This window comes from Oceanomicrobium pacificus (genome assembly GCF_009833495.1).
Taxonomy (GTDB): domain Bacteria; phylum Pseudomonadota; class Alphaproteobacteria; order Rhodobacterales; family Rhodobacteraceae; genus Oceanomicrobium; species Oceanomicrobium pacificus.
In genome coordinates this window covers 641651-665743 of the sequence record NZ_WUWG01000003.1, presented here as the reverse complement: position 1 = coordinate 665743, position 24093 = coordinate 641651, and the positions used below count along the sequence as shown (strand labels likewise).

Genomic DNA, 24093 nt, shown 5'->3' with positions numbered 1-24093 from the left:
GCCCTCCCGCGTCAGGCGACCTGATTGTGTTTGCGCGCGATCAGCTGTTTAGCGGTTTCAACGGCCACCGCCGCGTCGCGGCAATAGGCATCCGCCCCGATCGCCTTACCAAACTCCTCGTTGAGCGGCGCACCACCCACGAGCACGATATAATCGTCGCGGATCCCCTGCTCGACCATCGTATCGATGACGACCTTCATATAAGGCATCGTCGTGGTCAGAAGCGCGGACATGCCGACAATGTCGGCTTGTTCTTCGACCGCGGCTTCAAGGTAGGATTCGACCGCATTGTTGATGCCAAGATCGCGCACTTCGAAGCCCGCACCCTCCATCATCATCGAGACGAGGTTCTTGCCGATGTCGTGAATGTCGCCCTTGACGGTTCCGATCACCATCTTGCCCAGCCGCGGCGCGCCGGTTTCGATCAGGAGCGGCTTCAGGATTGCCATGCCGCCCTTCATCGCGCCTGCGGCAAGGAGCACCTCGGGCACGAACAGAATTCCGTCGCGGAAGTCGATGCCGACGATCCGCATGCCCTCGACCAGCGCCTTTGTCAGGATGTCATAGGGCTGCCAGCCCCGATCGAGCAGGATGTGAACCGCCTCCTCGATCTCTTCCTTCATGCCGTCATAGAGGTCGTCATGCATTTGCAGCACGAGTTCCTCATCGTTCAGTTCGCTGAGAACCAGGTCATCTTCGTCTTGCGACATGGGCCATTTCCTTCACTTCTGGTGCGGCTATCCGACCGGCATGTGTTCCGACACATGCCACAGAACCGAAATTCTTAAGGCTTGAGAGCGACAAAATCACGCATTATTCCGACTTCGCCCGCGCACGGCGGCGGGTCCGGCCTGCACCGCCCCGCGACGGGGCGGCATCGCCGGTGCCATCGCTGGCCGACGAGAAGCCGCCGAGCGCGGCCTCGATCGCGGCGAGATCGGGGGCCGGACCGGGGGCTGTTTCCTCCAGCGCGCGGCGCATCTGTTCCAGATGCGCGGGCATTGTTCCGCAACAGCCGCCGATGATGCTGGCGCCGCAGTCGCGCGCCATCACCGCATACTGCGCCATCAGGTCCGGCGTGCCGTCATAATGGATGTGGCCGTCTACATATTTCGGGATGCCGGCATTGCCCTTGGACACGATCGGACGGGCCGCGCCGCCGGCGGTGAACCCCAGCACGGTGCGCAGCAGATCGGAAGCCCCGACCCCGCAATTGGCACCGAAGGCCAGCGGCGGATTGGGAAGGCTTTCAACCAGCGTGACCATGTCGGCCGATGTGACACCCATCATCGTGCGCCCGGCCGTATCGAAGCTCATCGTGCCGACCCAGTCCGCGCCGACATTGGCGATCGCCTCGGCCGCCGCACGAAATTCCTCGGGGGCGGAGATGGTTTCCACCCACAATAGGTCGGCCCCGCCGTCGACAAGGCCCCGCGCCTGCTCCTCGAACATCTCGACAGCGAGACTGTGGGTGAGTGTGCCGACCGGCTTCAGAATTTCGCCCGTCGGGCCCATCGAGCCTGCGACGATGATCTTGCGCCCGGCGGCGTCCGCGGCCTCGCGGCCGATCTCAGCGGCGATCCGGTTCAACTCGTGAACGCGGTTTTGCGCATCATGCAGCGCTAGTCGGGAGGCATTGCCCCCGAAACTGTTGGTCAGGAACAGATCGCTGCCCGCCCCAATCGCCCCGTCATAGAGCGCACGGATTTTTTCCGGCGCGTCGGTGTTCCACAGTTCGGGCGCCTCGCCAGCGGCGAGCCCCATGGCAAAGAGATTGGTGCCAGTGGCACCGTCGGCCAGAACCCAGCCTTGCGTGTCGAGAAGGTCTGTCAGGGGCGAAGTCACGTGCGATCCTCCTGTTCGGCCAGGCCGCTTGCAAGCGACCGGATCCGGGAAATCATGGCGCGCAGCCCGTTGGAGCGCTGCGCCGACAAATGCTGGTCCAGTCCGAGGCGGGCCATTTGCGCCAGTGCGTCGGTGGCAAGCACGTTCCGCGCCGTCTGGCCATCATAGAGCGCGTGCAGAATGGCAATGAGGCCACGCACGATCATCGCATCGCTGTCACCGCGGAAATGCAGGACGGCGTCCGGTCCGGTCCCGTCGATCTGCGGCACGATCCAGACCTGCGAGGCACAGCCGTCCACCTTGGTCGCAGGCACGCGAAACGCCTCCTCGAGCGCCGGCATATCCTTGCCGAGCTCGATCACATAGCGATACCGGTCTTCCCATTCGTCGAGAAACTCGAAATTCCCGGCAATCTCTTCGAAACGGTCGGTGGTCACGGGGTGCGATCCTTTCTGCTGGCTGAGGACTTAAGCCTTTGGCCAGACAAGGTCCAGTCCCGCGATGGACCGGCGCGCGCTTTTCGCGCATGGGCGGGAAGATGCTTTTCATTCACGCGCCGGCTCGGTATCCCTTTCGGGGACCAGTTGAGGTGTAGAAGATGAAATTTGCGTTCTTCCCGGCTCTCGCGGTGCTGCTCGCCGCCTGTACGACCAACCTGCCCGGTCTGGCCCCGCCGACAGTGGCCGAGGTCGAGGCCGAACGTCAGGGGCGGCTGACCCGCGTCGACGAGATCGTCGCCGTCCGGTACCAGACAACCGATGACGGGGTTGTGCTCTATGCGATGGGCCGGACGCCGCGGCAGGGCTATTTCGACCCGCAACTGCGCCTGATCGAACGCCGCGGCAACACGCTGGTCTTCGAGATGCTCGCCCAGCCGCCTGTCGAAGCCACCTCGACCGGGACCGCACGGTCCCGCCAGATCATCGCGGCCCTGCACCTGCGGCGGTCAGAGCTTGTCGGCGTCACGGCCGGCACCGTGGTCAGCAAGACCAATCAGATGACGGTGCGCGGCCGCTAGACGGGCGGCGGGCGTGGCCACCTGATAGATCACCCGTTGCCAAGGGCGGTCAGTCCGCCTTGGCAATATCCACGATGCGGATCCGGCGGCCGTCCGAAGACAGCGCGATTTCTCCACGTTTCAGGCGCATCGCCTCCTGTCCGAACAGTTTCCAGCGCCAGCCCGACATAGCGGCGACATCCGGCGCGTCGCTGTTGGCAATCGCGTCAAGGTCGGCGGCGTTGGCGATCAGCTTCTGCGCGACTTTCGACTTTTCCGCCTTGCCCTTCAGGAGCACACGCAGAAGGTCGGTCAGCGCATCGTTGTTGTTCTGGTTTCGCGGGCGTTCCGGCACGCTCGGCCACGCGCTTTTCGGCAGGGCTTCGGCGCGGGCAACGGCAGCCAGAATGCCCTCTGCCGTGGCGCCAGATCGCGCTTCGCGCAAGAGGAGACGCGACTTGCCCAGATCGCCCATGTTTTTCGGCCGGGTCGAGGCCAGTTCCATGATCGCGTCATCCTTCAGGATGCGATTGCGTGGCACGTTGCGGCTCTTGGCGGTTTCCTCACGGAATTTCGCAAGTTCGCGCACGATGGCAAGAAACGGTCCCGAGGTGGTCTTGATCCGCAACCGCTGCCAGGCGGTTTCGGGGTCGACCACATAGGTATCGGGGTTCATCAGGATGGCGATTTCCTCCTCCACCCATTCGGTGCGACCGGTTTCCTCCAGCTTCTCGGCCAGAAACTCGTAGATCACGCGCAGATGCGTCACATCCGCAATCGCATAGCGCATCTGCTTCTCGGTCAGCGGGCGGCGCGACCAGTCGGTGAAGCGCGAGCTTTTGTCGACCTGACCCTTGGCGATCTTGCGCACGAGCGTCTCGTAGCCGGCCTGTTCGCCGAAGCCGCAGACCATCGCCGCAACCTGCGTGTCGAAAAAGGGTTTCGGCAGCACCCCGCCCTGCAGATAGAAAATCTCCAGATCCTGACGGGCGGCATGGAAGACTTTCACGACCGACGTGTCACGGAAAAGATCGTAGAGCGGATCGAGCGAAATCCCGTCCGCCAGCGTGTCGATCAGCGCCGCCGTGCTGTCATCCTCGCCGGGCATGGCCAGTTGCACGAGGCAGAGCTCGGCATAATAGGTCCGCTCCCGAAGAAATTCGGTATCGACCGTAACGTAGGGATGTTTGGCGCATTCGGCGCAGAATCGCGCCAGCTCGTCTGTTGTTTTTATGATCTGCATCCCGCGATATAGCCCCGCAGGGCGGCGGAAAACAATGCCAAAGCGCGACGGACCGCCCGGCCCTTGCCAAGGGCGGTTGATCGGGGCAATCAGGTGCCAACAGAAGCCCGGAGCCCCAGTCCATGCCAACCGATTTCAATGCCACCCGCGCCGCATTTGATCTGCCCGAGGGGGTCATCTATCTCGACGGCAATTCGCTCGGCCCCCTGCCGCGGGGCGCAGTCGACCGGCTGGCACAGGTGGCGCGGGACGAATGGGGCCAGCACCTGATCCGCGCATGGAACAGCGCCGGATGGATGGACCAGCCGGACATGATCGGTGACCGGATCGCCCGGCTGATCGGTGCGGATCCCGGATCCGTCACGGTTGGGGACACGCTGTCAGTCAAGGTGTTTCAGGCCCTGTCGGCCGCGCTGGAGCTTGCGCCTGACCGCAAGATCATCCTGTCGGACAATGGAAACTTTCCCTCCGACCTCTACATGGCGCAGGGGCTGATCGGCGCGCTTGACCGGGGGCACCGGCTCGTCACACCTGCACCGCAGGAGGTGGAGGCGCATCTCTCCGAAGACGTGGCAGTCCTGATGCTAACGGAGGTCGATTACCGGACCGGTCGCCGGCATGACATGGCGCGGCTGACACGGCGGGCACAGGAGCTTGGCATCGTAACTGTCTGGGATCTGGCCCATTCTGCCGGTGCGGTCGACCTCGACATTGCCGGTCTCGGCGTCGATTTCGCCGTCGGCTGCACCTACAAGTTCCTCAATGGCGGACCGGGTGCGCCGGGCTTCATCGCCGTGCGCCCCGACCTCGCGGACCGTGTCCGGCCGTCCCTGTCGGGCTGGCTCGGCCACGAAGCGCCCTTTGCCTTCGACCAAGATTACCGCCCGGCCGAGGGCGTCCGGCGTCTGCGTGTCGGCACGCCGCCGGTGCTGGCCATGGCGGCGCTCGAAACGGCTCTCGATGTCTGGGACAGGGTCGATATGGCCGATCTACGGGACCGGTCGCTGGCGCTCTCGTCGCACTTCATCGATGCCGTGGAAGCGCAATGCCCCGACGTGACGCTCGCCACACCGCGCGATCCGGCAGCGCGGGGCAGCCAGGTCTCGTTCCGGCACCCGCAGGGCTATGCGGTGATGCAGGCACTGATTGCCGAAGGGGTGATCGGAGATTTCCGCGCGCCCGATATTCTGCGGTTCGGGATCACGCCGCTCTTTATTGACGAGGGCGATCTGGACCGCGCGGCAGGCATCCTTGCGCGGATCTTGAAGGACGGAAGCTGGGACCGGCCGGAATTCCACCGCCGCGTGGCCGTTACCTGAGGAACCGTGCCAAGAGCGGGGCGCCGGAGATCACCGTGATGATCCGGACCATGTGATGGGTCACGATAAAGGCCATGTCGGCGCCCGATATCAGCGCCAGCACCGCCATTTCCGCCTGCCCGCCCGGCGCAAAAGACAGGAACGCCTCGAGCGGCGGCGCCCAGCCTAGCGCCGTCACGACCCATGCGAAGAGCGCCGACAATAGTCCCAGCACCAAGCAAAAGGCCACCCCCGCGCTCACGTCGATACGCAACTCGCGGCCGGTGATGCCCGCATATTTGACCCCGACGCCGAGCCCGATGAAAAACTGTGCCGCCACAATGGCTTCCATCGGCGGGCGGTGGTGCAAAAGGCCTGTCAGAGACAGGGCCGCCGTCGCGATGAGCGGCCCGAGGATCGAGGCCCCGAACAGCCCGACGCGCTCACCCCCCTTCCAGCCGAGGATCGCGGCCAAAACCATCAGCGCCAGTTCATGCGGCGGTATGGCCGTCGCCGGCTCGCCCGGTGGCCGGTCGAGCGTCAGCCCCCAGGCCTGGGTCAGCAGAAACGGCACGGCGGAGACGATGACAAGCACCCGCGTGGCATGGATGAGCGACAGAGCGCGCAGGTCCGCGCCGGCCTCCTCCCCGAAGACAAGCATGTCCTGCAAGCCGCCCGGCATGCTCGCATAATAGGCCGTCGGTGCGTCGAACCCGCAGACCCTGCGGAAGAACGGATAGCCGGCCGCCCCGATCGCGAGCACGAAGAGTGGCACGAGCGCGACGGAATAGACCATTTCCGGCAGCCGCTGGAAGAGCGCCGGTGTGATCGACGCGCCAACCGCGACGCCGAGGATCGTGCGCATCACGACGCCGAGCACACCCATCCCCTCCATCCGCGCGCCGGCAAGTGCGGCGGCGAGGCAGGAAAAGAGCGGCCCGAGCAGGAATGGCAGGGGCAGTCCGAGATAGAGGAAAGCCAAAGCCCCGGCCGCGGCGATGATCAGCGTTTGCAGGCGGAGGCGGATCGACATCAGGTCTCTGGTCCGTGGCTTGGGGCGCGCGGGGCTATGGCCCGTCCGACCATCTACGCCGCCACCCTGTCATGCAACTGACACCGCGCGGGATTGGCGGTGGAAAAGGATCTCGGCTGCGGCGTCCTATCGAAAGCATCCGCGCCCCAATCTTCAACCAATCAGTTCACCAGAGCCAGTATCCATCTGAAACAATGTCAAATATCGGAAACGGAGATTGAATATCGCGTGCGCAACCCGTCCGCCGCCGTCAATCGCAGGGCCCTGTGGTGCCGCTCGCTGGCGATCGGCAGATCAGGATTGCGGGCCATGATCTCTCCCAGATCGAAGGGCGCCGCGACAGGCTCGATCCCGATCGCGTTGAACCGCCCGTTCCACGGATAGTCCGTCCGCCCGCCGGTGGACACCCAGAGCAGGCAGGAGGGAAAGAGCGACACATCCCATGTCAATATGACCCGGTAACCCTCTGAAATATTGCACAGTTCAACATGCCCCTCAGTCAGGTCGACAAGCAGAAGCTCCTCCGTCGGCACAGGCAGAGGCAGTCGGGACATGTCCGCATGGCCGCCAGCCTCCAGCGCAAGCCGGCCCAGCCCGTCCGCCGCCTGACCCGGCTGCAGGACCGACCGCCCCGGCTCCACCGGAAGCGGAAAACTGTGCACGCGGACGGCAGACGGGATATCAAGTTGGCCCGCGCCCGCCTCGTCCGGCAGGCGGAAGACGGGATGCAAGCCCAGAGGCAAAAGCGCGTCGCGGCGCATCTCAACCGTCAGGCCGATGTCCAAAGCCCCGTCCGGACCTTCCGACAGGGACCGCTCCAGCCGCTTCACCGCATGGTCAGCCGGATAGTCGATGCCGATGGTCAAACGCTCGGACGGTCCCGCTAAGCGGTGCCAGAGATGATTTGCTCCGAACCCGTGCGGCCAGCGATCCACGGGGTGCAACCCCGGGTCCAGCCCCGCGCGCCAACGGTCCGGCAGGTCCGTCCGCAGCTCCGGCATCCCGAACGGCACGCAGGGCCATTCCCCGCGAAGCCGCCGCAGGATCGGCGGCAGCGTGTTGCGCCGGTCAAGCGGGTCGTCCCCCCAAGGGGCAATGGCGAAAGGCTGGATGCGGCGCGTGCCGAGGTCGAAATGGACCGGTCCCGCCATACCGCCGAGCGCCTGGACCTCGCCGGACAGCCGGTCCCAGTCAAACTGCCAGACGGGGCCGTCGCCAGACATGAGCACTGCGGCGTCAGACACCGATATGGGCGGTCAGCGCCCCGTCGATCCGGTAGTCCGCACCGGTGCAGAAGCCCGCCTTGTCGCTGCACAGGAACCCGATCAACTCGCTCGTTTCCTCCACCGTGCCGACGCGCCCGATCGGATGGGCCTTGCCGAAACCGGCGATCGTTTCCTCGATATCATTGCCTTCGCCGACGATTTCCCGCGCGGCAAATTCCAAAAGCGGCGTGCGGATCGAGCCCGGGCTGATCGAATTGACGCGGATCCCGTCTCTTGCGGCATCGACGGCCTGCGCGCGGGTAAAGGCATGGATGCCGCCCTTTGTCGTCGCATAGGCCAGAACGCCGAACTGGTTGCTGTGCCCCTGCACCGACGAGACATGGACGATCGACCCGCCACCGCGTTTCTTCATGTGCGGATAGGCGAAATGCGATGTCAGATAGCAAGATGTCAGGTTGATCGCGATGGACCGGTTCCAGTGCGCAACGTCCGTCGATTCCGTGTCCCCGTATGTCTGGATGGCTGCTGCATTGACCAGAATATCGATTCCGCCGGCCTCCGCCGCGATCCCGTCGATCCAGTCCCGCACCTGATCGGCATCGGCCACATCGACCGGCGCGACCGAGAAAGCGAACCCCTGCCCTTCGGCCCGCGCCGTTTCATTCAGAGCCGGGTCGATCCCGCAGACATAAACGGTCGCACCATGCCGCGCGAAATGGAGCGCCGCGCCGAGCCCGATCCCGCTCGATCCGGTGACCACCGCAACCTTGCCCTCAAACCCGCTCATGCCCCGGCCTCCTGCCCTGCTGCCCGGTCGAGCGCCGCCATGACGCCGCGCAGCTCCGCGAGGCCCTTCAGACGACCGATCGCCGAGTAGCCGGGATAGGTTGTCTTGTGGATATCATCGAGCAGCAGATGCCCGTGATCGGGCCGCATCGGAAATTCCGCATCCTTTCGGCCCTCGGCCCGCCGCCGGCGTTCCTCCCGCAGCATCAGGTCGACGATCTCCACCATGTCGGTCGACCCTTCGAGATGGTCGGCCTCGAAGAAGCTGCCATCCTCCTCGCGTTTCACGTTGCGAAGATGGGCGAAGTGAATGCGCGGGGCAAATTCGCGGACCATCGCGGCGAGGTCATTGTCCGCACGCGCGCCGAGCGAACCGGTGCAGAAGGTGATGCCATTGGCCAGCGACGGATGGGCCTCGAAGATGGCGCGATACTGGGCTTGGGTGCTCAGCACCCGCGGCAGCCCGAAGAGCGGGATCGGCGGATCATCGGGATGCAGGCACATGCGCAGGCCGAGGCTTTCGGCCAGCGGGATGATCTCGTCATGGAAGGCAATCAGGTTGGCCCGCAGACGGTCCTCATCCACATCGGCAAATGTCGCGATCAGGTCCGCGATGCTCTGCCGGTTGTAGTGGCTCTCTGCCCCGGGAAGGCCGGAAATGATGTTGAATTCCAGCGTGTTGATGGTTTCCTCATCCCAGCCGTCAAACCGCGCGCGCGCCGCTTCGATGGTTGCCGCGTCATAATCCTCGGCCGCACCATCGCGCTCCAGCACGAACAGGTCATACCCAGCGAAGTCGAGCGGATCGAAGCGCAGCGCCAGCCCGCCATAGGGTGCCGGATAGCGCAGGTCGGTTCGCGTCCAGTCGACGATCGGCATGAAATTGTAGCAGATTATCTCCAGCCCCTCTTCGGCAAGGTTGCGCATCGTCTGCTTGAAATTCTCGATCTCCTGCCGGGCCGCGGCCCCGTCCCGTTCGATCAGGTTGGACACGGGAATACTCTCCACCACGGTCCAGCGCAGACCGGCCGCTTCGATCAATTCGCGCCGCGCGCGGATCGCCTCCACCGGCCAGATCCGGCCGTCATACATGTCGTGCAGCGCGGTCACGATGTCGGTCGCACCGGCCTGCCGGACATGTTCGAGCGGCACCGGATCTTCAGGCCCATACCAACGCCAGGATTGCAGCATCTGATCGAATCTCCCTTTTCCCCAAGGTATCGGCCAAGCCCGAACCGCAGTTCAAGTCTTTTGTTGGTCCAGACATGCGAAACGCTACGATTTCCTGATCCTTTTTTGCAAAAATCAGAATAAAATCAGCACTTGCCTTCCTGCCGCATGGACCTATCCTTCCATCTGGTCCAACAAGGCGATGACATGTCCGACACCGGCACACCCAAAAACGGCACCACCAGCGCCGTCGACCAGCTGGTCGATGCGATCAAGATGATGATCGCGACCGAGGGCCTGTCGGTCGGGGACCCGTTGCCGAGCGAACGCGAGCTCGGGGAGCGGTTCAATGCCGCCCGCAACACGGTGCGGGAGGCCGTGCGCATCCTGAAAGCCTATGGCGTGATCGATGTGCGCCCGAAAGTCGGTGCCGTCATCGTCAACCGGCAGATGGACGCGGTTCTGAACCTCTTCTCCTTCCAACTCACCCTGACGCGCGAAACCTTCATGGATGTGCAGGGCTTCCGACGGCTGATCGAAGTCGGTGTAGCCGACGCGCTGATCGCACAGTGCACAGGGGATGACCTTGCGCGGCTGGCCGCCATCAACGACTCGATCCTGACCGCCACGTCCGAGGAGGATGCCGCGGCACGCGACTTCGCCTTCCATGCGGCCCTGCTGTCCATCGCCCGGAATGACACGGTGCTGGCGGTTTATCGCACCATGGAGCCGCTCATCTGCCGCCTGATGCGGACGGGCAAGCAGACGGATGGGCTCGTCAAGACCCATGAAGCCCATGCGGAGATCCTCGAGGCACTGGCGCGACGCGACCGGCTCCGGTTCCAGTTCTACATGTCAGAGCATCTCGACCAGGGCTTGAAATATATCGACGGGTCCGTGGCGCCGCCCCCTGCCCGCACGCCCGACCACCAACAGGAAGGCAAACCGACAGATGCTTGAACTGGAATGTATCGCCCCGACCGGTGACATTTGCGGCGAGGCCGCGACCTTCAGCGCGGAGGAGAACTGTATCTACTGGACCGATATCAACCGATTCCTCCTGCACAGGATGCCGCTCGACACGCGCGCCGTGACAAGCCACATCTTCGACGAGCCGGTCGTCGCCCTGTCCCTGACCGACCGACCGGGCTGGCTTCTGGTCGCGCTCGGCTCGACGCTCATCCTTTTCAACCCCGCCACGGCCGCGCGCGAGGATCTGGGCGTGACGCTCGATGGCTGGCCCGACGTCCGGTTCAATGACGGCCGGTCCGATCCGCTGGGCAACTTCTGGGTCGGCACGATGGGCAACAATGTCGGTCGCGACGGGGAAGCAAAGGAGTTCGCGCAGGATCGCGGCACGCTCTACCGGTATCGCGCGGGCCAGAATCTGGAGCCGTTCGACGACGGCATCGGCATCTCTAACACATTCTGCTGGGCGCCCGACGGACAGACCTTCTATTTCGGCGATACGCTGGCAAACGAGATCCGCGCCTATCCGTTCGACCCCGAAACCGGCGATATCGGCGACCGCCAGCCGCATTTCAGCGGGTTTGACCGCGGTCTGCCCGATGGGTCCGCCATCGATGCAGAGGGATATATCTGGAATTGCCGCTATTTCGGTGGCTGCATCGTGCGGGTGTCGCCAGACGGAGGCATCGACCGCGTGATCGACATGCCGGTGCGCAACATCACCACTTGCTGCTTTGGCGGCCCCGACCTGTCCACCCTGTTCATCACAACGGCGTCGGCGGAGAAAAATCCGACCGACCGGCTCGCCGGGTCGCTTTTTGCGCTCAGAACAGACACGCGCGGCCTGCCGGAGAACCGTTTCCGGACGGGGTAAGCCGGGACGCCTGGCAATCCCGTGCCTTCACCCCGCAGGGCCGGGGCGCGGAACACCGGCGGCGGAGGAAAGCGGGAACCATTTGCGGAACCGGCGGCAGACCAGACTGTCGCCCAAGAGTGTGACCCTGTCGTCATCCAGCGCCTGACCGACCGGCAGATCCCCCATCCAGACGCCGATCAGGTCGCGTGATGCGGCAGTGACATAGGCGCTCACATCCTTGCCCGGGTCCTGGTAGCACAGGTCGCGTTTGTCCCCGTCGCACACGATCCACCAGCGTTGATATTCCTCCAGATCGGGAAACTGGAAACAGAGCACCGTTTCCCCGCCCGGCAGTTCGTCGGACACGATGTTCCGCTCGATGTCGAACATCAGGAAGGCCACGTCCATTTCATCATCGCGCAATTCGTCGCGCGCCCATCGCATCCCCCAGACGACGAGCGACTCGATGACTGGCGCCAGTTCCTTGCCGGCCGGCGTCAGGAAATACTCAAACCCGCGCTGGCCGCTGATCGGCCGCTTGATGATGACGCCATGCGCCTCCAGCTCCTTCAGACGTTTGGTCAGGACGGTCGGCGAGATGCGCGGCATCCCTTTTTCCAGCTGCGAGAAGCGCGAGCTGCCCATCAGCAATTCGCGCACGATCAGGAGCGTCCAGCCGTTGCCGAGTATCTCGGCCGACTTCGCCACGGGGCAGAACTGTCCGTATTTCATCGCTCCCCCTAACTACGCAATCCGTAGTCCATCCCTACGCGCCGGAAAGTAGTCCGGCAAGGCCCCCGCTCCTATCCAAGTGTCATCAACTCAGAAAGATAGGAGACCTTCTCATGTATGAATTCCTCAAGAGCACCTTGCAGATTTTCGGCGTCGTGTTCCTCCGGTTTCGCCCGGTGCCCCGGATCTGGAGTGTCTGGCTGGTCGGCGTGAACCTCGCCTGCCTCTATTTCATCAAGCATCCCGAAGCGCAGGTCGTGCTCGCCACAACCGGAGTTGCGGTGATCCTGCAGGCGCTGATCCATCGGCGGTTCGGCTTTGTGCGGCTGCTGGGCATTGCCCATATCCTTTGGATCCCGATGTTTGCCTGGATGGCCACGCGGACCACGGAGATCGCGCACTATCCGGACCTGCAGAACTGGCTGGTGATCCTGCTGGCGACGAATGCCGTGTCCTTCATTGTCGACACTGTCGATGTGCTGCGCTTTTTCTGCGGCGAGCGTGCGCCGCACTATCGTTGGAGCTGATCCGATGGATGCGATGTTTGTCGAAACACTGGGGTTCATCGCTGGCGCGATGACCCTCTTCTCCTCGGTCCCGCAACTGGTCGCAAACCTGCGCAATCCGGACCTTGCGCGCGGTCAGAGCAGATCGCGCAATGCCTTCCAGTGCGGTGGCAATCTCCTGTGGCTGGTCTACGCCCTGTCCGTCGGTTCGACCGCCATGACGACATTTGCCGGCCTCGGCAGCCTGATGGCTCTGGCACTGCTGACACAAACTTTGAAAACCGGTGGTCAGGCAGGATCGTCTGCCTGATCACTTTCGCCGCGACCGGCTCAGATCGGCGCGAGGGTTGGAAGCAAGACGGATAAGTTGACACGAGCGCGAATAGCCTATGCCCGCCTGGAATGGCGATCTTATGCTCAGCTCGAAACTTTGGAAATGGCTCCGGCGGTAGGATTCGAACCTACGACCAATTGATTAACAGTCAACTGCTCTACCACTGAGCTACGCCGGAACAGCCTGCTCGGTGGCAGCGATATAGCAAAGCGGTTCGGGGGCGACAAGAGCAGAACGATCAGTGGACGGGATTTTTTCTGTTGCGCTTGACCGCCGCCCAAAGAGAGCTTCGACGCTGCGAACAGAAGCCACGCAACCTTCTGAAATATCATAGCAATTCTATCTTGGATCGTGGGGAGTAGGTCGCCCCGACATGGGCCTGCCCCGCTTCGACCAGCGCAATGACATGGGCCAGAACGTTGCGCTCGGCCGCCGGAAGGAGCGTCACCGGCACATCCGTGTAAATCGCTTGCGTCAGTTCCGGCACAGTCTTCGGCCCTTCGGCCAGCGCATCGAGGATGTCCACGGTCCGCGCGGCGCGATGCGCGCGGAGGTAGCGGATCACGGCGCCCGGGTCGTCCACCGGCGCGCCGTGACCGGGGCAGAACCGCCGGTCTGCCAAGGGCTCCAACCGGTCGAGCGCCTGGAGGAACGCCGTCAGGCCGCCCTGCGGGGGCGAGACCATCGTGCTTGCCCAACCCATCACCACATCGCCAGAAAAGAGAAGCCCTGCGTCAGGGCAGTCGAAGCTCAGATGATCCGCAAGATGACCCGGCGTGTGGAGCGCGGTCACGGTCAGCCCGTCGACGGTCACCACATCCCCGTCGGCCAGTCGTTCGTCGGGGTGGAACCCAGCGTCAATCCCCTCCCCACCGCCAAGTGCGGCCGACCGGAAGGCGGGCGGCAGATCGGGCGCGGGCATCGGCCCGAAGCCCAGAACGGGGGCCGACAGCGCGGCGCCGATCCGCCGCGCCACCTGGCTGTGGTCGACATGGGCATGGGTCACGAGCACGGCAGCCACGCGCCGCCCGTCCACAGCCGCCGTCAACGCCTTGAAATGTGCCGGATCGTCAGGACCGGGATCGATGATCGCCAGTTCATCGCCCCCGACCAGATAGGATCGCGTGCCGGTGAAGGTCATCGGTCCGGCATTTGCCGCCGTCACCACCTGACAGAGCGGAGAGATCGCCTCGGGCCGCCCGTAGGTCGGCCGGTGATCTGTCCGGAACGGGGATTGCATAGCTGCCTCCGGTCTTGCCAGCCTTCGGGCCCGCGCGTAACCCTGTTGTGACGATGAATTTTTCCTGGCTCAAGTCCTATATGCCCCGCAGCCTGTTCGGGCGCGCGCTGCTCATCATGGTCGTACCGATCGTGGCGTTGCAGCTTGTGGTGGCCACGGCCTTCATCCAGCGGCATTTCGCGCAGGTGACCGCGCAGATGACGCGTCCGCTCGCCAGCGAGATCAACTATCTGGTGCAGGAGATCGAACAGGCGCCGGACCTTGCCGCGGCCCGCGCGGCGCTCGTGCAACTGGCGGGACCGTTCGAACTGGCCCTGACGATCGAGGAGAACGACCGCATCCCGCCCAAGGATCAGGTGCGGTTCTACGACCTGTCCGGCCGGTCGGTCATCACCACGCTGCGCGAACGGGTCAATGCCCCGATCCAGGTCGATCTGGCGAGTGACGCGGGAAATGTGGATATGCGGGTGATGACGGAAAAGGGCGTCCTGCGGGTGCTGGTGGAGCGCGACCGGGTGAGCGCCTCCAACCCGCATCAGCTTCTGGTCCTGATGATCCTGACATCGATCCTCCTCACGATCATCGCGGTGCTCTTCCTGCGCAACCAGGTCCGCCCGATCCGCCGGCTCGCCGAAGCGGCGGAAGCGTTCGGCAAGGGCCGGTCGCTGGAGTTCCGCCCGCGTGGCGCGGAAGAGGTCCGCCGCGCGGGCAATGCATTCCTGTCCATGCGCTCGCGTCTCGAACGCCAGATCGAGCAGCGCACGCTGATGCTCTCGGGCGTCAGCCATGATTTGCGCACGCCTCTGACGCGGCTGAAACTGTCGCTCTCGCTGTTGCCCGACGAGCCGGAGGCTGCCGAGATGCTGCGCGATGTCGATGATATGGAGCGGATGCTGGCCGAGTTTCTCGCCTTTGCGCGCGGCGACAGTCTGGAAGCGACCGAACCGGTCGATGCCATATCGCTGGCCGAAGGGCTGGTGGAAGATGCCCGCCGCCACGGCGCGACCGTGTCGCTGGCTCTGCGCTGCGACACGCCGGAGGACCGGCAGGTGGCCATGCGGCGCAGCGCGATGGAACGGGCCGTGCAGAACCTGCTCAACAATGCGCACCGGTTCGGCACGCGGGTCGGCCTGTCGGTGACGCTTCTGGAAAAGACGCTCGAGTATACGGTGGAGGATAATGGTCCTGGCATCCCCGCCGACCGGCGGGAGGAAGCCATGCGCCCCTTCGCGCGGCTCGATGAGGCGCGGTCGGTCGAGCGCGGCGGCAATGTCGGGCTCGGCCTGTCTATTGCGGCCGACGCAGCCCGCAGCCACGGGGGCGTTCTGGAACTGGGTGATTCCGCCGATCTCGGCGGGCTCAGGGCGACGATCAGGATCCCGCGTTGATCGTTGCCAGAGCGCGCGTCGCATAGTCGGGCACCAGCGCGCCGAGCGCCGCCGCGCGCGCCGGGTCGGATGCGTTTCCGTCGAGGCCGCGCTTTTTCACGCCCTGAAGGATCGCACCCATCCGGAAGAAATTGAACGCGATCGCAAAGCGCAGGTCGGGCGGCGCGGACAGGCCCGCCTCCGCGCAGTAGATCTCGAGGAACGCCCTGTCCGGCAACAGCCCCTCTGCGTCCCGGTCAATGCCGTCTAGCCCGCGTGACAGGCGCCCGGGCGGCATGGCCCATTGCATGAAGACCGCCCCGAGATCCGCGCGCGGATCCCCCAAAGTGGACAGCTCCCAGTCGAGGACGGCCAGCACCTGCCCCGCCGCGCGGTCGAGCCGCAGATTGTCGATCCTGTAGTCACCGTGGACAAGCCGCGGCGCCACTTCGCGCTGGTCGAGATGGTCCTCCAGCCAATCGATAAGCGCGTCCATGGGTCCGATCCGGCCGGTCTCGGTCGCGCGATACTGTTTGGTCCAGCGGCCCAACTGGCGGGCAAAATAGTTGCCGGGTGGGCCGAAATCGCCAAGCCCGATCCGCGCCGGATCAAGGCGGTGCAGGCGCGCCAGAACGCGGGCCATATCGGCCATGACGGGCGCGCGCCGGTCGCGGGGCCAGGCGGTCAGGCGCGGATCGGTCCGGCTCTCGCCGCCGACATGGTCCATCAGGAAGAAAGGCGCCCCGATCAGATCACCGGACGGCTCCAGATGGATCATCCGCGGCACCGGCACATCGGTGCCGGCAAGCGCATCCATGACGCGATATTCCCGCTCTATCGCATGTGCGGATTTCAAAAGAGTGCCGAACGGCTTGCGGCGCAGAACCATCCTGGCCCCCGCCTGCCCCGTCAGGACAAAGGTCGGGTTGGACTGGCCGGCGGCGGTCTTTTCAATCGATTCAATGGGTCCGAACGCCGGCGCATGCCGGTCGATCACCGGTTGCAATGCCGCCGCGTCCGGCAGGTCGGGATAGCCGGTGACGGCCATCCCCGTCAGACCGGCCGGTTGCGGTAGCGCCGCAATTCGGCACGTGCAACCTGCCGTCGATGCACAACATCCGGTCCGTCGGCCAGCCGCAGGGTGCGCAAATGGGTCCAGCTGGCCGCCAGCGGCGTGTCCTGGCTGAGCCCCATCGCACCGTGGAGCTGCATCGCCTCATCCACGACCATCAGCGCCACGCGCGGGGCTTCCACCTTGACCATCGATATCCACGGAGCGGCGGCGCGGGCATCGCCCTGATCCATCATCCAAGCCGCTTTCAGGCACAGGAGCCGCACCTGCTCGATCTGCATCCGGCAATTTGCAATCGTGTCATGGACATTGCCGAATTCCGACAATGTCCGGCCGAACGCCTCGCGGCTCGACGCCCGCTGGCAGAGCCGCTCCAGCGCCGCTTCGGCATGGCCGATCGCGCGCATGCAATGGTGGATGCGCCCCGGTCCGAGCCGCCCTTGCGCGATCTCGAAGCCCTTGCCCTCTCCCACCAGCAGGTTGTCCGCCGGAACGCGCACATCCGTCATCCGGATATGCATGTGCCCGTGCGGCGCCTCGTCATGGCCGAACACTTCCATGGCGCGCAGCTTCTCGATGCCCGGCGTGTCGGCCGGCACCAGAATCATCGAATGGCTCTGGTGCGGCGGCGCGTCCGGCCCGCCGGTGCGCACCATCACGATATAGAGCGCGCAGCGCGGGTCGCCCGCGCCCGTGCTCCACCATTTCTCCCCGTCGAGCCGGTAGTGGTCGCCCTCGCGCACGCAGCGCATCGAGATGTTGGTCGCGTCCGACGAGGCCACGTCCGGCTCGGTCATCAGATAGGCCGACCGGATGCGCCCGTCGAGGAGAGGCTCCAGCCAGCGCGCCTGCTGGTCGGGCGTACCATAGCGGCGCAGCACCTCCATGTTGCCCGTGTCGGGCGCGTTGCAGTTGAACACTTCGGCGGCGAGCCGCGCCTTGCCCATTTCCTCGGCCAGATAGGCATAATCGACCGTGGTCAGCCCTTGCCCGGCCTCGGAATCGTCGAGCCAGAAATTCCACAGGCCAGCATCGCGGGCCTTGGCCTTCAGCCCTTCGAGGATCTCGGTCATGCGTGGTGTATAGGCAAACCGGTCGCCGGTCTGGCCGACCTCGTCGAAAAAGGCGTCCTCCAGCGGCGCGATCTCGTCCCGGATCATGCGGCGGATCTCGTCCCGGTATCTGCCGGCGCGGGCCGACAGGCCAAGGTCCATCACCGTTCCAGCCTCATCCTGCATCTGACTGCCGCTCCTGCCCGGTTTCGCCCATGACTGTTGCCTCCCTCCGCTATGCTGCGGAAAGGGTGCACATTTTTGACGGGCCGATCAATCGCGGCGATGGCCGGAACGGGTCAGAGAAATCTGAAATAGAGCAGACTGGCCGCGGTCGCACCGACGATCAGCCACTCGACATGTTCCAACATCATGTTGAAGGGCCCCCACCCGAAAACAGACGATCAATGATAGCATATCTGTCACGGAACGGCCGTCACCACTATGTGAGTCCGCACGGAATCGGTGAGTTTCAGATATGGTCGATCTGGTAGGCCCGGCAGGATTCGAACCTGCAACCAAAGCGTTATGAGCGCTCTGCTCTAACCGTTGAGCTACAGGCCCACCTGCTTCGCTGCTTACGGTGCGCACGGGCGCCGGTCAAGTCGCGCGCCGGTGGTTCCCTTCGCGGGATGCTTGCGCTAAACGATGCGCCATATCCCTGTGCGAGGAGCCGCCCCGATGACCCAATCGAAACCCGGACTGACCTATGCCGATGCGGGCGTGGATATCGACGCGGGCAATGCGCTCGTCGACCGGATCAAGCCGGCCGCGGCGGCCACGCGCCGGTCGGGCGTGGCGGGCGGACTTGGCGGGTTCGGCGCGCTTTTCGACCTCAAGGATGCTGGATTTGCCGACCCGGTCCTTGTCGCCGCCACGGATGGGGTGGGCACCAAATTGCGGATCGCCATCGACACGGGCCGGCTCGACACGGTCGGGATCGATCTGGTCGCCATGTGCGTCAACGACCTTGTGTGTCAGGGCGCGGAGCCGCTCTTCTTCCTCGACTATTTCGCCACCGGCAAGCTCGACCTCGACCAGGCCGAGGCGGTGATCCGCGGCATCGCGACGGGTTGCGAACAGGCCGGCGCCGCACTCATCGGCGGGGAGACGGCCGAGATGCCGGGCATGTATCATGGCGGCGATTTCGACCTTGCGGGCTTTGCTGTGGGGGCGATGGAACGCGGCACCGCCCTGCCCCGCGACGTGGCGGCGGGCGACGTGCTGCTCGGCCTTGGCTCCAACGGCGTCCATTCCAACGGCTATTCGCTGGTCCGCCGGATCGTCGAGGCAGAGGGGCTCGACTGGGATGCCAGGGCACCCTTTGCAGAGACCACGCTGGGCGAAGCGCTTCTGGCGCCGACACGCGTCTATGTCCGTCCGCTCCTTTCCGCCATTCAGGCCGGCGGCGTCCATGCGCTCGCCCATATCACCGGCGGCGGTCTGACCGAGAACCTGCCGCGGGTATTGCCCGAAGGTCTCGGGGCCGAGATCGACCTCGACAGCTGGGACCTGCCGCCCGTCTTCCGCTGGCTGACCGGTGCCGCGCGCATGGACGAGGCCGAAACACTCAAGACCTTCAATTGCGGGGTCGGTATGATCCTTGCCGTCGCGCCCGCGGCAGCAGACCGGCTGACGGCCCTGCTGTCCGATGAAGGTGAAAGCGTGACACGGATCGGCCAAATCACCGACCGGCCCGGCATGGTCTATTCGGGCACGCTCGCGTGAACCACGCCCGCGTTGCCTGCCTGATCTCGGGCAGCGGCTCCAACATGGAGGCGCTCTTGCGCGATATGGCGCGCGACGACCATCCGGGCAAACCGGTGCTGGTCCTGTCGAACCGGCCCGGCGCCGGCGGGTTGGCGCGTGCCGCGAAACACGGCGTGCCGACCGAGACCATCGACCACCGCGCCTTCAAGGGCGACCGCGAGGCGTTCGACGCCGCGCTCAACGACGCGCTGGAAAAGGTCGCGCCGGACATCATCTGCCTCGCGGGTTTCATGCGCATCCTGACGCCGGTCTTTCTCGACCGCTGGGCGGGGCGCGTCCTGAACATCCACCCGTCCATTCTGCCGCTCTTCAAGGGGCTCGACACGCACCAGCGCGCACTCGATGCGGGCATGGCCGTGCATGGCTGCACCGTGCATGAGGTGACACCCGATCTCGATGCCGGCCCGATCCTCGGACAGGCGATCCTGCCGGTGCGTCAGACGGATACGGCCGAGACATTGGCGGCACGGTTGCTACCGCTCGAACACCGGCTCTACCCGGCGGTTCTGCGCAAGGTCGCCGCCGGCGACCGCAGCCCGACCGCGATCCTCGGAACGGATGATGGCTGAGCCGGTCTCGGCGATCCGCAATATCGGCCCGCGCTCGGAAGCGGGTTTCGCCCGCGCCGGGCTTCATTCAGCAGAAGAGGTCCGCGCGCTCGGTGCCGAGGAAAGCTACAAACGGCTGGTGCGCGCCGGCACGCGGCCGCATTTCATCGGTTTTTACGCGCTCTGGCTCGGCCTGCAGGGCCGCCCGTGGACCGACCTCCAGCCCGAGGAAAAGGCACGGCTGCGCACCATCTTCGACCGGCTCGTGGCCGAAGCCCGGGCGGCGGAGCCGATCGGAGACACGAAAAAGGGCCGCACCCCTCTGGATGCGGCCCTCTCCGAAATCGGGGTGATCGAAAAGCCGGATCAGCCGACCAGTTCGAGACCTGCGAAGAAATAGGCGATTTCTTCAGCGGCCGTGTCTTCACCGTCGGAACCGTGAACCGAGTTTTCACCGATGGAGAGCGCGAATTCCTTGCGGATCGTGCCGTCTGCGGCTTCGGCCGGGTTCGTCGCGCCCATCACTTCGCGGTTCTTGGCAATCGCGTTCTCACCTTCGAGAACCTGAACCACGATCGGCTCGGAGGACATGAATTCGCACAGTTCGTCGTAGAACGGGCGTTCCTTGTGGACGCCGTAGAAGACGCCGGCCTGGGCCTTGGTCAGGTGGATACGCTTCTGGGCGATGATCCGCAGGCCAGCGTCTTCGAGCTTGGCGTTGATCTTGCCGGTCAGGTTGCGCTTGGTCGCATCGGGCTTGATGATCGAGAAGGTGCGCTGAATGGCCATGTTCTATGTCCTTTTTCCTGCACGAACCCCCGTGGTTCGCGCCGTTGTCCGTGTTCTGGCGGGCGCATAGCATGGGTGCACCTGCGGCGAAAGCCCCAAAAGCCGGACCGCGCCACCAACAGGCGGGGCCGCGCGCGGGCAGCGATTGACAAGCGGCGGGACAAGGGCAACACAGGGCGCCATGCTCAGGATCAGCAATATCACCTTCACGATGGAGGGCCGTCCGCTCTTCGAGGATGCGTCCGTGACCATCCCGTCGGGACACAAGGTCGGCTTTGTCGGCCGCAATGGCACCGGCAAGACGACGCTCTTCCGGCTGATCCGGGGCGAATTGCCGCTGGAATCGGGCACGATCGAGGTGCCGCGCAACGCCCGCATCGGCGGCGTGGCGCAGGAGGTGCCGTCAAGCGCCGACAGCCTGCTCGACACGGTGCTGGCGGCGGATACGGAACGCGCGGCCCTGTTGGCAGAGTCCGAGAGCACCACCGATCCGGCGCGGATCGCCGAGATCCAGATCCGGCTTGCCGATATCGAGGCCCATAGCGCCGAGGCACGGGCCTCCTCGATCCTGCGCGGCCTCGGCTTCCCGTCCGAGGACCAGTCCCGCCCCTGCTCGGACTTTTCCGGCGGCTGGCGGATGCGCGTGGCGCTGGCGGCGGTGCTCTTCTCGGAACCCGATGTGCTGCTGCTCGACGAGCCGACCAACTATCTCGACCTCGAAGGCACCGTCTGGCTGGAATCCTATCTCGGAAAATATCCGCATACGGTGCTGGTCATCAGCCATGACCGCGAGCTTCTGAACCGTTCGGTCGGTGCGATCCTGCATCTCGACCAGCGCAAGCTGACGCTCTATCAGGGTCCATACGACACATTCGACACTGTCCGCCGCGCGCGGCATGCCCAGCTTGTGGCCAACAAGAAGCAGCAGGATCTGCAGCGCGCGCATATGCAGTCCTATATCGACCGGTTCCGCTACAAGGCATCCAAGGCCCGGCAGGCCCAGAGCCGGATCAAGGCTCTGGCAAAGATGCCGGAGATCGTGATCGATCAGGAATGTGCCGTGGCAAATTTTGCCTTTCCCGATCCCGAGGAACTGGCCCCGCCGATCCTGAAACTCGAAGAGGCCACGGTCGGCTATGATGGCAAGCCGGTGCTGCGGCATCTCGACCTGCGGATCGATCAGGATGACCGGATCGCGCTTCTGGGTGCGAATGGTCAGGGCAAATCGACCCTGTCGAAACTGATCGCGGACCGGCTGCCGCTGATGGGCGGCCGCAAGATCGCATCCTCGAAGCTCAGGATCGGCTATTTCGCCCAGCATCAGGTGGACGAACTGGTGCTGGACGAGACGCCGATCCAGCATGTGCGGCGACTGCGTCCCGACGAGTTGCCGGGCAAGATCCGCAGCCGGCTTGCTGCCGGCGGCCTGCCCGCGCAGGTGGCCGAAACGCAAGTGTCGCGCCTCTCGGGCGGGCAGAAGGCGCGGCTGTCGCTCCTGCTCGCGACCATCGACGCGCCGCATTTGATCATCCTCGATGAGCCGACAAACCATCTCGACATCGACAGCCGCGAGGCACTTGTCCGCGCGCTGACCGCCTATAGCGGCGCGGTGATCCTCGTCAGCCACGACCCGCATCTCGTGTCGCTGGTGGCCGATCGACTCTGGCTTGTGAAGGGTGGGCAGGTCCGGCCCTATGAGGGCGATCTGGACAGCTACCGCGACATGCTGCTGGCCGACAGCCGGTCCGCTGGCAAGGCACCGAAGCCCGATACTGTGCAGCCGAAACCGGCGCGCAAGCCGCAACCGTCGCGCGACGTGCTGCGGCAGTTGAAAAGCGAGGTCACGCGCGCCGAAGCGCGGATTGCCAAGCTTGAAGAGATGCGCGACGAGATCGACCGCCGTCTGGCTGACCCCGACATATACGACGCCGCCCGCGTGGCGGACGCGACGAAACTGCAGGTCAAACGGGCCGAGGTGCTCGACGCCCTTGACCGGGCCGAGGCGCTCTGGGTAGAGGCGGAACAGAAACTGGAAGCCGAAACGGGGCAGACCGCATGACATTGGAACTGGCCGTCACGGCGTTCGCGACGCTTTTCGTGATCATCGACCCGATCGGACTTGCGCCGCTGTTCGTCGCGCTGACGCAGGGCATGTCGCCGCGCCGCCGGCGGTTCGTGGCGTTGCGGGCGAGCGCGGTCGGCTTCGGGCTTCTTGTGCTGTTCGGCCTGTTCGGCGAAGCCGTGCTTGGTGTTGTCGGCATCTCGATGCCGGCGTTCCGGATCTCCGGCGGGCTGCTCCTGTTCCTGATCGCAGTCGAGATGCTCTTCGAGAAACGCACCCACCGGCGCGAACAAGCCGTTGAAATCAAACCCGATCCATCGATCTTTCCGCTGGCGACACCTTTGATTGCCGGTCCGGGCGCGATGGCCACCATCGTCCTTCTGATGGGCCAGAACAGCGGCGATCTGCCCGCGCAAATGATGATCTTCGGCGTCGTTCTGCTGGTGGTGCTGACAGCACTGGGCCTCTTCATGATGGGGGGTCTGATCGAGCGGGTGCTCGGCCAGACCGGCATCAATGTCATCACCCGGCTTCTGGGCATGCTGCTGGCCGCGCTCGCCGTGCAGTTCGTGCTCGACGGCATTTCCGACCTTGGCCTGTTTGGCATGGGCGGCTGATGCAGGGCAGCGATGCAGGCTACCTGATCTATCTGGTCCTGCTGGGTGCCCTCATCCTGTCCTCATGGCTCGTGACCATGCGGTCCGACCTGAACCGGACCCTTCAACAGGCCGCGATCTGGGCGCTTATCTTCGCCGGTGCCGTGCTCGTCTATGCGGCCTGGCCAACCTTCGATCCGCAACTGTTCCCGCGCCGGGCCATCAGTGTCGAAGATGGCGTGATCGAACTGGCCCGCGCGCCCGATGGACACTTCAGAGCCGACATCACCGTCAATGGCGAACAAATTGAATTCATTGTAGATACAGGCGCATCGCTGATCGTCTTATCACAGGCGGATGCGGCCAGCGCGGGTCTCGACCCGCAGGCGCTCGACTATCGCGGCCGCGCGCGCACCGCCAACGGGGTCGTGGCGACCGCTGCTGCCCGGGTGGAGGATTTTCGCATCGGTCCCGTCCAGCTCGGTCCGGTTGACGTGTCGGTGAATGGCGGGCCGCTCGACATCTCGCTTCTTGGCATGACGGCGCTGGAACGGTTCGGCCGGGTGGAGATTGCGGGCGACCGGATGCGGCTCCACTTCTGA

The 24093-nt window shown here is 64.8% G+C and carries 26 protein-coding genes and 2 tRNA genes; 13 read left to right on the top strand and 15 right to left on the bottom strand.

What is annotated here, in order from left to right; all coding sequences use genetic code 11:
* Positions 1-11: 11 nt before the first annotated feature.
* The 3 genes from GSH16_RS09790 to GSH16_RS09780 form a co-directional block, all read right to left on the bottom strand.
* Entirely contained in the window at positions 12-710 is a 699-nt protein-coding gene (locus GSH16_RS09790) for a corrinoid protein (protein ID WP_160854492.1), read from the bottom strand.
* A gap of 103 nt (positions 711-813) precedes the next feature.
* Entirely contained in the window at positions 814-1845 is a 1032-nt protein-coding gene (gene bmt, locus GSH16_RS09785; protein ID WP_160854490.1) for a betaine--homocysteine S-methyltransferase, read from the bottom strand.
* A complete protein-coding gene (locus GSH16_RS09780; protein WP_160854488.1) occupies positions 1842-2282 on the bottom strand; it encodes a SufE family protein in 441 nt (146 codons plus the stop codon). The genes bmt and GSH16_RS09780 overlap by 4 nt, the downstream gene beginning before the upstream one ends.
* 161 nt (positions 2283-2443) lie before the next feature.
* Between GSH16_RS09780 and GSH16_RS09775 the strand changes: the two genes are divergently transcribed.
* Positions 2444-2863, top strand: a complete 420-nt coding sequence (locus GSH16_RS09775; protein ID WP_160854486.1) for a hypothetical protein — start codon at positions 2444-2446, stop codon at positions 2861-2863.
* 49 nt (positions 2864-2912) lie between these two features.
* Here the strand turns inward: GSH16_RS09775 and rnd are convergent, their stop codons facing one another.
* Positions 2913-4085 (bottom strand): ribonuclease D, encoded by a 1173-nt coding sequence (gene rnd / locus GSH16_RS09770; protein ID WP_160854484.1) that lies wholly within the window; start codon positions 4083-4085, stop codon positions 2913-2915.
* Between the two features lie 122 nt (positions 4086-4207).
* Here rnd and kynU point away from each other — a divergent pair, with 122 nt between their 5' ends.
* Positions 4208-5404 (top strand): kynureninase, encoded by a 1197-nt coding sequence (gene kynU, locus GSH16_RS09765; protein WP_160854482.1) that lies wholly within the window; start codon positions 4208-4210, stop codon positions 5402-5404.
* Here the strand turns inward: kynU and GSH16_RS09760 are convergent.
* The 4 genes from GSH16_RS09760 to uxuA all read right to left on the bottom strand — a co-directional run bounded on the left by GSH16_RS09760 (position 5397) and on the right by uxuA (position 9619).
* Positions 5397-6416 (bottom strand): AbrB family transcriptional regulator, encoded by a 1020-nt coding sequence (locus tag GSH16_RS09760; protein WP_160854480.1) that lies wholly within the window; start codon positions 6414-6416, stop codon positions 5397-5399. The two genes, kynU and GSH16_RS09760, sit on opposite strands and share 8 nt — an antisense overlap.
* Positions 6417-6613: 197 nt before the next feature.
* Complete coding sequence (locus GSH16_RS09755; protein ID WP_160854478.1) at positions 6614-7639, bottom strand: aldose epimerase family protein; 1026 nt, start codon at positions 7637-7639, stop codon at positions 6614-6616.
* Positions 7640-7652: 13 nt separating this feature from the next.
* Complete coding sequence (locus GSH16_RS09750) at positions 7653-8429, bottom strand: SDR family NAD(P)-dependent oxidoreductase (RefSeq protein WP_160854476.1); 777 nt, start codon at positions 8427-8429, stop codon at positions 7653-7655.
* Positions 8426-9619, bottom strand: a complete 1194-nt coding sequence (gene uxuA, locus GSH16_RS09745; RefSeq protein WP_160854474.1) for a mannonate dehydratase — start codon at positions 9617-9619, stop codon at positions 8426-8428. The genes GSH16_RS09750 and uxuA overlap by 4 nt, the downstream gene beginning before the upstream one ends.
* A gap of 186 nt (positions 9620-9805) precedes the next feature.
* On the opposite strand from uxuA, the gene GSH16_RS09740 reads away from it, so the two are divergent.
* Both GSH16_RS09740 and GSH16_RS09735 read left to right on the top strand, forming a co-directional pair.
* Complete coding sequence (locus GSH16_RS09740) at positions 9806-10558, top strand: FadR/GntR family transcriptional regulator (protein ID WP_160854472.1); 753 nt, start codon at positions 9806-9808, stop codon at positions 10556-10558.
* A complete protein-coding gene (locus GSH16_RS09735; protein ID WP_160854470.1) occupies positions 10551-11441 on the top strand; it encodes an SMP-30/gluconolactonase/LRE family protein in 891 nt (296 codons plus the stop codon). Before GSH16_RS09740 ends, GSH16_RS09735 begins: the two co-directional genes overlap by 8 nt.
* A gap of 27 nt (positions 11442-11468) precedes the next feature.
* Here GSH16_RS09735 and GSH16_RS09730 read toward each other — a convergent pair whose 3' ends face one another.
* The gene (locus tag GSH16_RS09730) at positions 11469-12155 is read right to left on the bottom strand and encodes a winged helix-turn-helix transcriptional regulator (RefSeq protein WP_160854468.1); all 687 of its coding nucleotides are present in this window, start codon (positions 12153-12155) and stop codon (positions 11469-11471) included.
* Positions 12156-12268: 113 nt separating this feature from the next.
* Here GSH16_RS09730 and GSH16_RS09725 point away from each other — a divergent pair, with 113 nt between their 5' ends.
* Together GSH16_RS09725 and GSH16_RS09720 are read left to right on the top strand one after the other, a co-directional pair.
* Entirely contained in the window at positions 12269-12682 is a 414-nt protein-coding gene (locus GSH16_RS09725) for a hypothetical protein (protein ID WP_160854466.1), read from the top strand.
* A gap of 4 nt (positions 12683-12686) precedes the next feature.
* Complete coding sequence (locus GSH16_RS09720; protein ID WP_160854464.1) at positions 12687-12971, top strand: PQ-loop repeat-containing protein; 285 nt, start codon at positions 12687-12689, stop codon at positions 12969-12971.
* A gap of 127 nt (positions 12972-13098) precedes the next feature.
* Here the strand turns inward: GSH16_RS09720 and GSH16_RS09715 are convergent.
* Positions 13099-13173 (bottom strand) — tRNA-Asn (locus GSH16_RS09715).
* A 150-nt stretch (positions 13174-13323) separates the two neighbouring features.
* Complete coding sequence (locus tag GSH16_RS09710; RefSeq protein WP_160854462.1) at positions 13324-14235, bottom strand: MBL fold metallo-hydrolase; 912 nt, start codon at positions 14233-14235, stop codon at positions 13324-13326.
* A 53-nt stretch (positions 14236-14288) separates the two neighbouring features.
* Between GSH16_RS09710 and GSH16_RS09705 the strand changes: the two genes are divergently transcribed.
* Positions 14289-15623, top strand: coding sequence for an ATP-binding protein (locus GSH16_RS09705; protein WP_160854460.1), 1335 nt, complete (start codon positions 14289-14291; stop codon positions 15621-15623).
* Here the strand turns inward: GSH16_RS09705 and GSH16_RS09700 are convergent.
* From GSH16_RS09700 to GSH16_RS09690, 3 genes are all read right to left on the bottom strand, one after another.
* Positions 15607-16650 (bottom strand): phosphotransferase family protein, encoded by a 1044-nt coding sequence (locus tag GSH16_RS09700; RefSeq protein ID WP_160854458.1) that lies wholly within the window; start codon positions 16648-16650, stop codon positions 15607-15609. The two genes, GSH16_RS09705 and GSH16_RS09700, sit on opposite strands and share 17 nt — an antisense overlap.
* A 5-nt stretch (positions 16651-16655) precedes the next feature.
* Positions 16656-17888, bottom strand: coding sequence for an acyl-CoA dehydrogenase family protein (locus GSH16_RS09695; protein ID WP_160855184.1), 1233 nt, complete (start codon positions 17886-17888; stop codon positions 16656-16658).
* Positions 17889-18214: 326 nt separating this feature from the next.
* A tRNA-Ile gene (locus GSH16_RS09690) sits at positions 18215-18290 on the bottom strand.
* A 117-nt stretch (positions 18291-18407) separates the two neighbouring features.
* Between GSH16_RS09690 and purM the strand changes: the two genes are divergently transcribed.
* From purM to GSH16_RS09675, 3 genes are read left to right on the top strand one after another with little or no spacing between them, the layout of a single operon-like run.
* Positions 18408-19454 (top strand): phosphoribosylformylglycinamidine cyclo-ligase, encoded by a 1047-nt coding sequence (purM, locus tag GSH16_RS09685; RefSeq protein ID WP_160854456.1) that lies wholly within the window; start codon positions 18408-18410, stop codon positions 19452-19454.
* The gene (gene purN, locus GSH16_RS09680; protein ID WP_328803207.1) at positions 19451-20065 is read left to right on the top strand and encodes a phosphoribosylglycinamide formyltransferase; all 615 of its coding nucleotides are present in this window, start codon (positions 19451-19453) and stop codon (positions 20063-20065) included. The genes purM and purN overlap by 4 nt, the downstream gene beginning before the upstream one ends.
* On the top strand, positions 20058-20444 hold the full coding sequence (locus tag GSH16_RS09675; protein ID WP_160854454.1) for a TfoX/Sxy family DNA transformation protein: 387 nt from the start codon (positions 20058-20060) through the stop codon (positions 20442-20444). Before purN ends, GSH16_RS09675 begins: the two co-directional genes overlap by 8 nt.
* Here the strand turns inward: GSH16_RS09675 and ndk are convergent.
* Positions 20411-20833 (bottom strand): nucleoside-diphosphate kinase, encoded by a 423-nt coding sequence (gene ndk / locus GSH16_RS09670; protein ID WP_160854452.1) that lies wholly within the window; start codon positions 20831-20833, stop codon positions 20411-20413. The genes GSH16_RS09675 and ndk overlap by 34 nt on opposite strands.
* Positions 20834-21014: 181 nt before the next feature.
* Here ndk and GSH16_RS09665 point away from each other — a divergent pair, with 181 nt between their 5' ends.
* The 3 genes from GSH16_RS09665 to GSH16_RS09655 are packed head-to-tail and all read left to right on the top strand — an operon-like array spanning position 21015 to position 24093.
* A complete protein-coding gene (locus tag GSH16_RS09665) occupies positions 21015-22892 on the top strand; it encodes an ABC-F family ATP-binding cassette domain-containing protein (RefSeq protein WP_160854450.1) in 1878 nt (625 codons plus the stop codon).
* Positions 22889-23512: a MarC family protein gene (locus GSH16_RS09660; RefSeq protein ID WP_160854448.1), complete on the top strand. Its 624-nt coding sequence runs from the start codon at positions 22889-22891 to the stop codon at positions 23510-23512. Before GSH16_RS09665 ends, GSH16_RS09660 begins: the two co-directional genes overlap by 4 nt.
* Positions 23512-24093 carry a retropepsin-like aspartic protease family protein gene (locus tag GSH16_RS09655; RefSeq protein WP_160854446.1) on the top strand — a complete coding sequence of 194 codons (582 nt, stop codon included), beginning with the start codon at positions 23512-23514 and terminating at the stop codon, positions 24091-24093. Before GSH16_RS09660 ends, GSH16_RS09655 begins: the two co-directional genes overlap by 1 nt.

Excerpts from the sequence above, each read along its gene's own strand:
- GSH16_RS09790 (WP_160854492.1), bottom strand. The coding sequence starts at position 710 with ATGTCGCAAGACGAAGATGACCTGGTTCTCAGCGAACTGAACGATGAG.
- GSH16_RS09775 (WP_160854486.1), top strand. The coding sequence starts at position 2,444 with ATGAAATTTGCGTTCTTCCCGGCTCTCGCGGTGCTGCTCGCCGCCTGT.
- rnd (WP_160854484.1), bottom strand. The coding sequence starts at position 4,085 with ATGCAGATCATAAAAACAACAGACGAGCTGGCGCGATTCTGCGCCGAA.
- kynU (WP_160854482.1), top strand. The coding sequence starts at position 4,208 with ATGCCAACCGATTTCAATGCCACCCGCGCCGCATTTGATCTGCCCGAG.
- GSH16_RS09760 (WP_160854480.1), bottom strand. The coding sequence starts at position 6,416 with ATGTCGATCCGCCTCCGCCTGCAAACGCTGATCATCGCCGCGGCCGGG.
- GSH16_RS09755 (WP_160854478.1), bottom strand. The coding sequence starts at position 7,639 with ATGTCTGGCGACGGCCCCGTCTGGCAGTTTGACTGGGACCGGCTGTCC.
- GSH16_RS09750 (WP_160854476.1), bottom strand. The coding sequence starts at position 8,429 with ATGAGCGGGTTTGAGGGCAAGGTTGCGGTGGTCACCGGATCGAGCGGG.
- uxuA (WP_160854474.1), bottom strand. The coding sequence starts at position 9,619 with ATGCTGCAATCCTGGCGTTGGTATGGGCCTGAAGATCCGGTGCCGCTC.
- GSH16_RS09740 (WP_160854472.1), top strand. The coding sequence starts at position 9,806 with ATGTCCGACACCGGCACACCCAAAAACGGCACCACCAGCGCCGTCGAC.
- GSH16_RS09735 (WP_160854470.1), top strand. The coding sequence starts at position 10,551 with ATGCTTGAACTGGAATGTATCGCCCCGACCGGTGACATTTGCGGCGAG.
- GSH16_RS09730 (WP_160854468.1), bottom strand. The coding sequence starts at position 12,155 with ATGAAATACGGACAGTTCTGCCCCGTGGCGAAGTCGGCCGAGATACTC.
- GSH16_RS09725 (WP_160854466.1), top strand. The coding sequence starts at position 12,269 with ATGTATGAATTCCTCAAGAGCACCTTGCAGATTTTCGGCGTCGTGTTC.
- GSH16_RS09720 (WP_160854464.1), top strand. The coding sequence starts at position 12,687 with ATGGATGCGATGTTTGTCGAAACACTGGGGTTCATCGCTGGCGCGATG.
- GSH16_RS09710 (WP_160854462.1), bottom strand. The coding sequence starts at position 14,235 with ATGCAATCCCCGTTCCGGACAGATCACCGGCCGACCTACGGGCGGCCC.
- GSH16_RS09705 (WP_160854460.1), top strand. The coding sequence starts at position 14,289 with ATGAATTTTTCCTGGCTCAAGTCCTATATGCCCCGCAGCCTGTTCGGG.
- GSH16_RS09700 (WP_160854458.1), bottom strand. The coding sequence starts at position 16,650 with ATGGCCGTCACCGGCTATCCCGACCTGCCGGACGCGGCGGCATTGCAA.
- GSH16_RS09695 (WP_160855184.1), bottom strand. The coding sequence starts at position 17,888 with ATGGACCTTGGCCTGTCGGCCCGCGCCGGCAGATACCGGGACGAGATC.
- purM (WP_160854456.1), top strand. The coding sequence starts at position 18,408 with ATGACCCAATCGAAACCCGGACTGACCTATGCCGATGCGGGCGTGGAT.
- GSH16_RS09675 (WP_160854454.1), top strand. The coding sequence starts at position 20,058 with ATGGCTGAGCCGGTCTCGGCGATCCGCAATATCGGCCCGCGCTCGGAA.
- ndk (WP_160854452.1), bottom strand. The coding sequence starts at position 20,833 with ATGGCCATTCAGCGCACCTTCTCGATCATCAAGCCCGATGCGACCAAG.
- GSH16_RS09665 (WP_160854450.1), top strand. The coding sequence starts at position 21,015 with ATGCTCAGGATCAGCAATATCACCTTCACGATGGAGGGCCGTCCGCTC.
- GSH16_RS09660 (WP_160854448.1), top strand. The coding sequence starts at position 22,889 with ATGACATTGGAACTGGCCGTCACGGCGTTCGCGACGCTTTTCGTGATC.
- GSH16_RS09655 (WP_160854446.1), top strand. The coding sequence starts at position 23,512 with ATGCAGGGCAGCGATGCAGGCTACCTGATCTATCTGGTCCTGCTGGGT.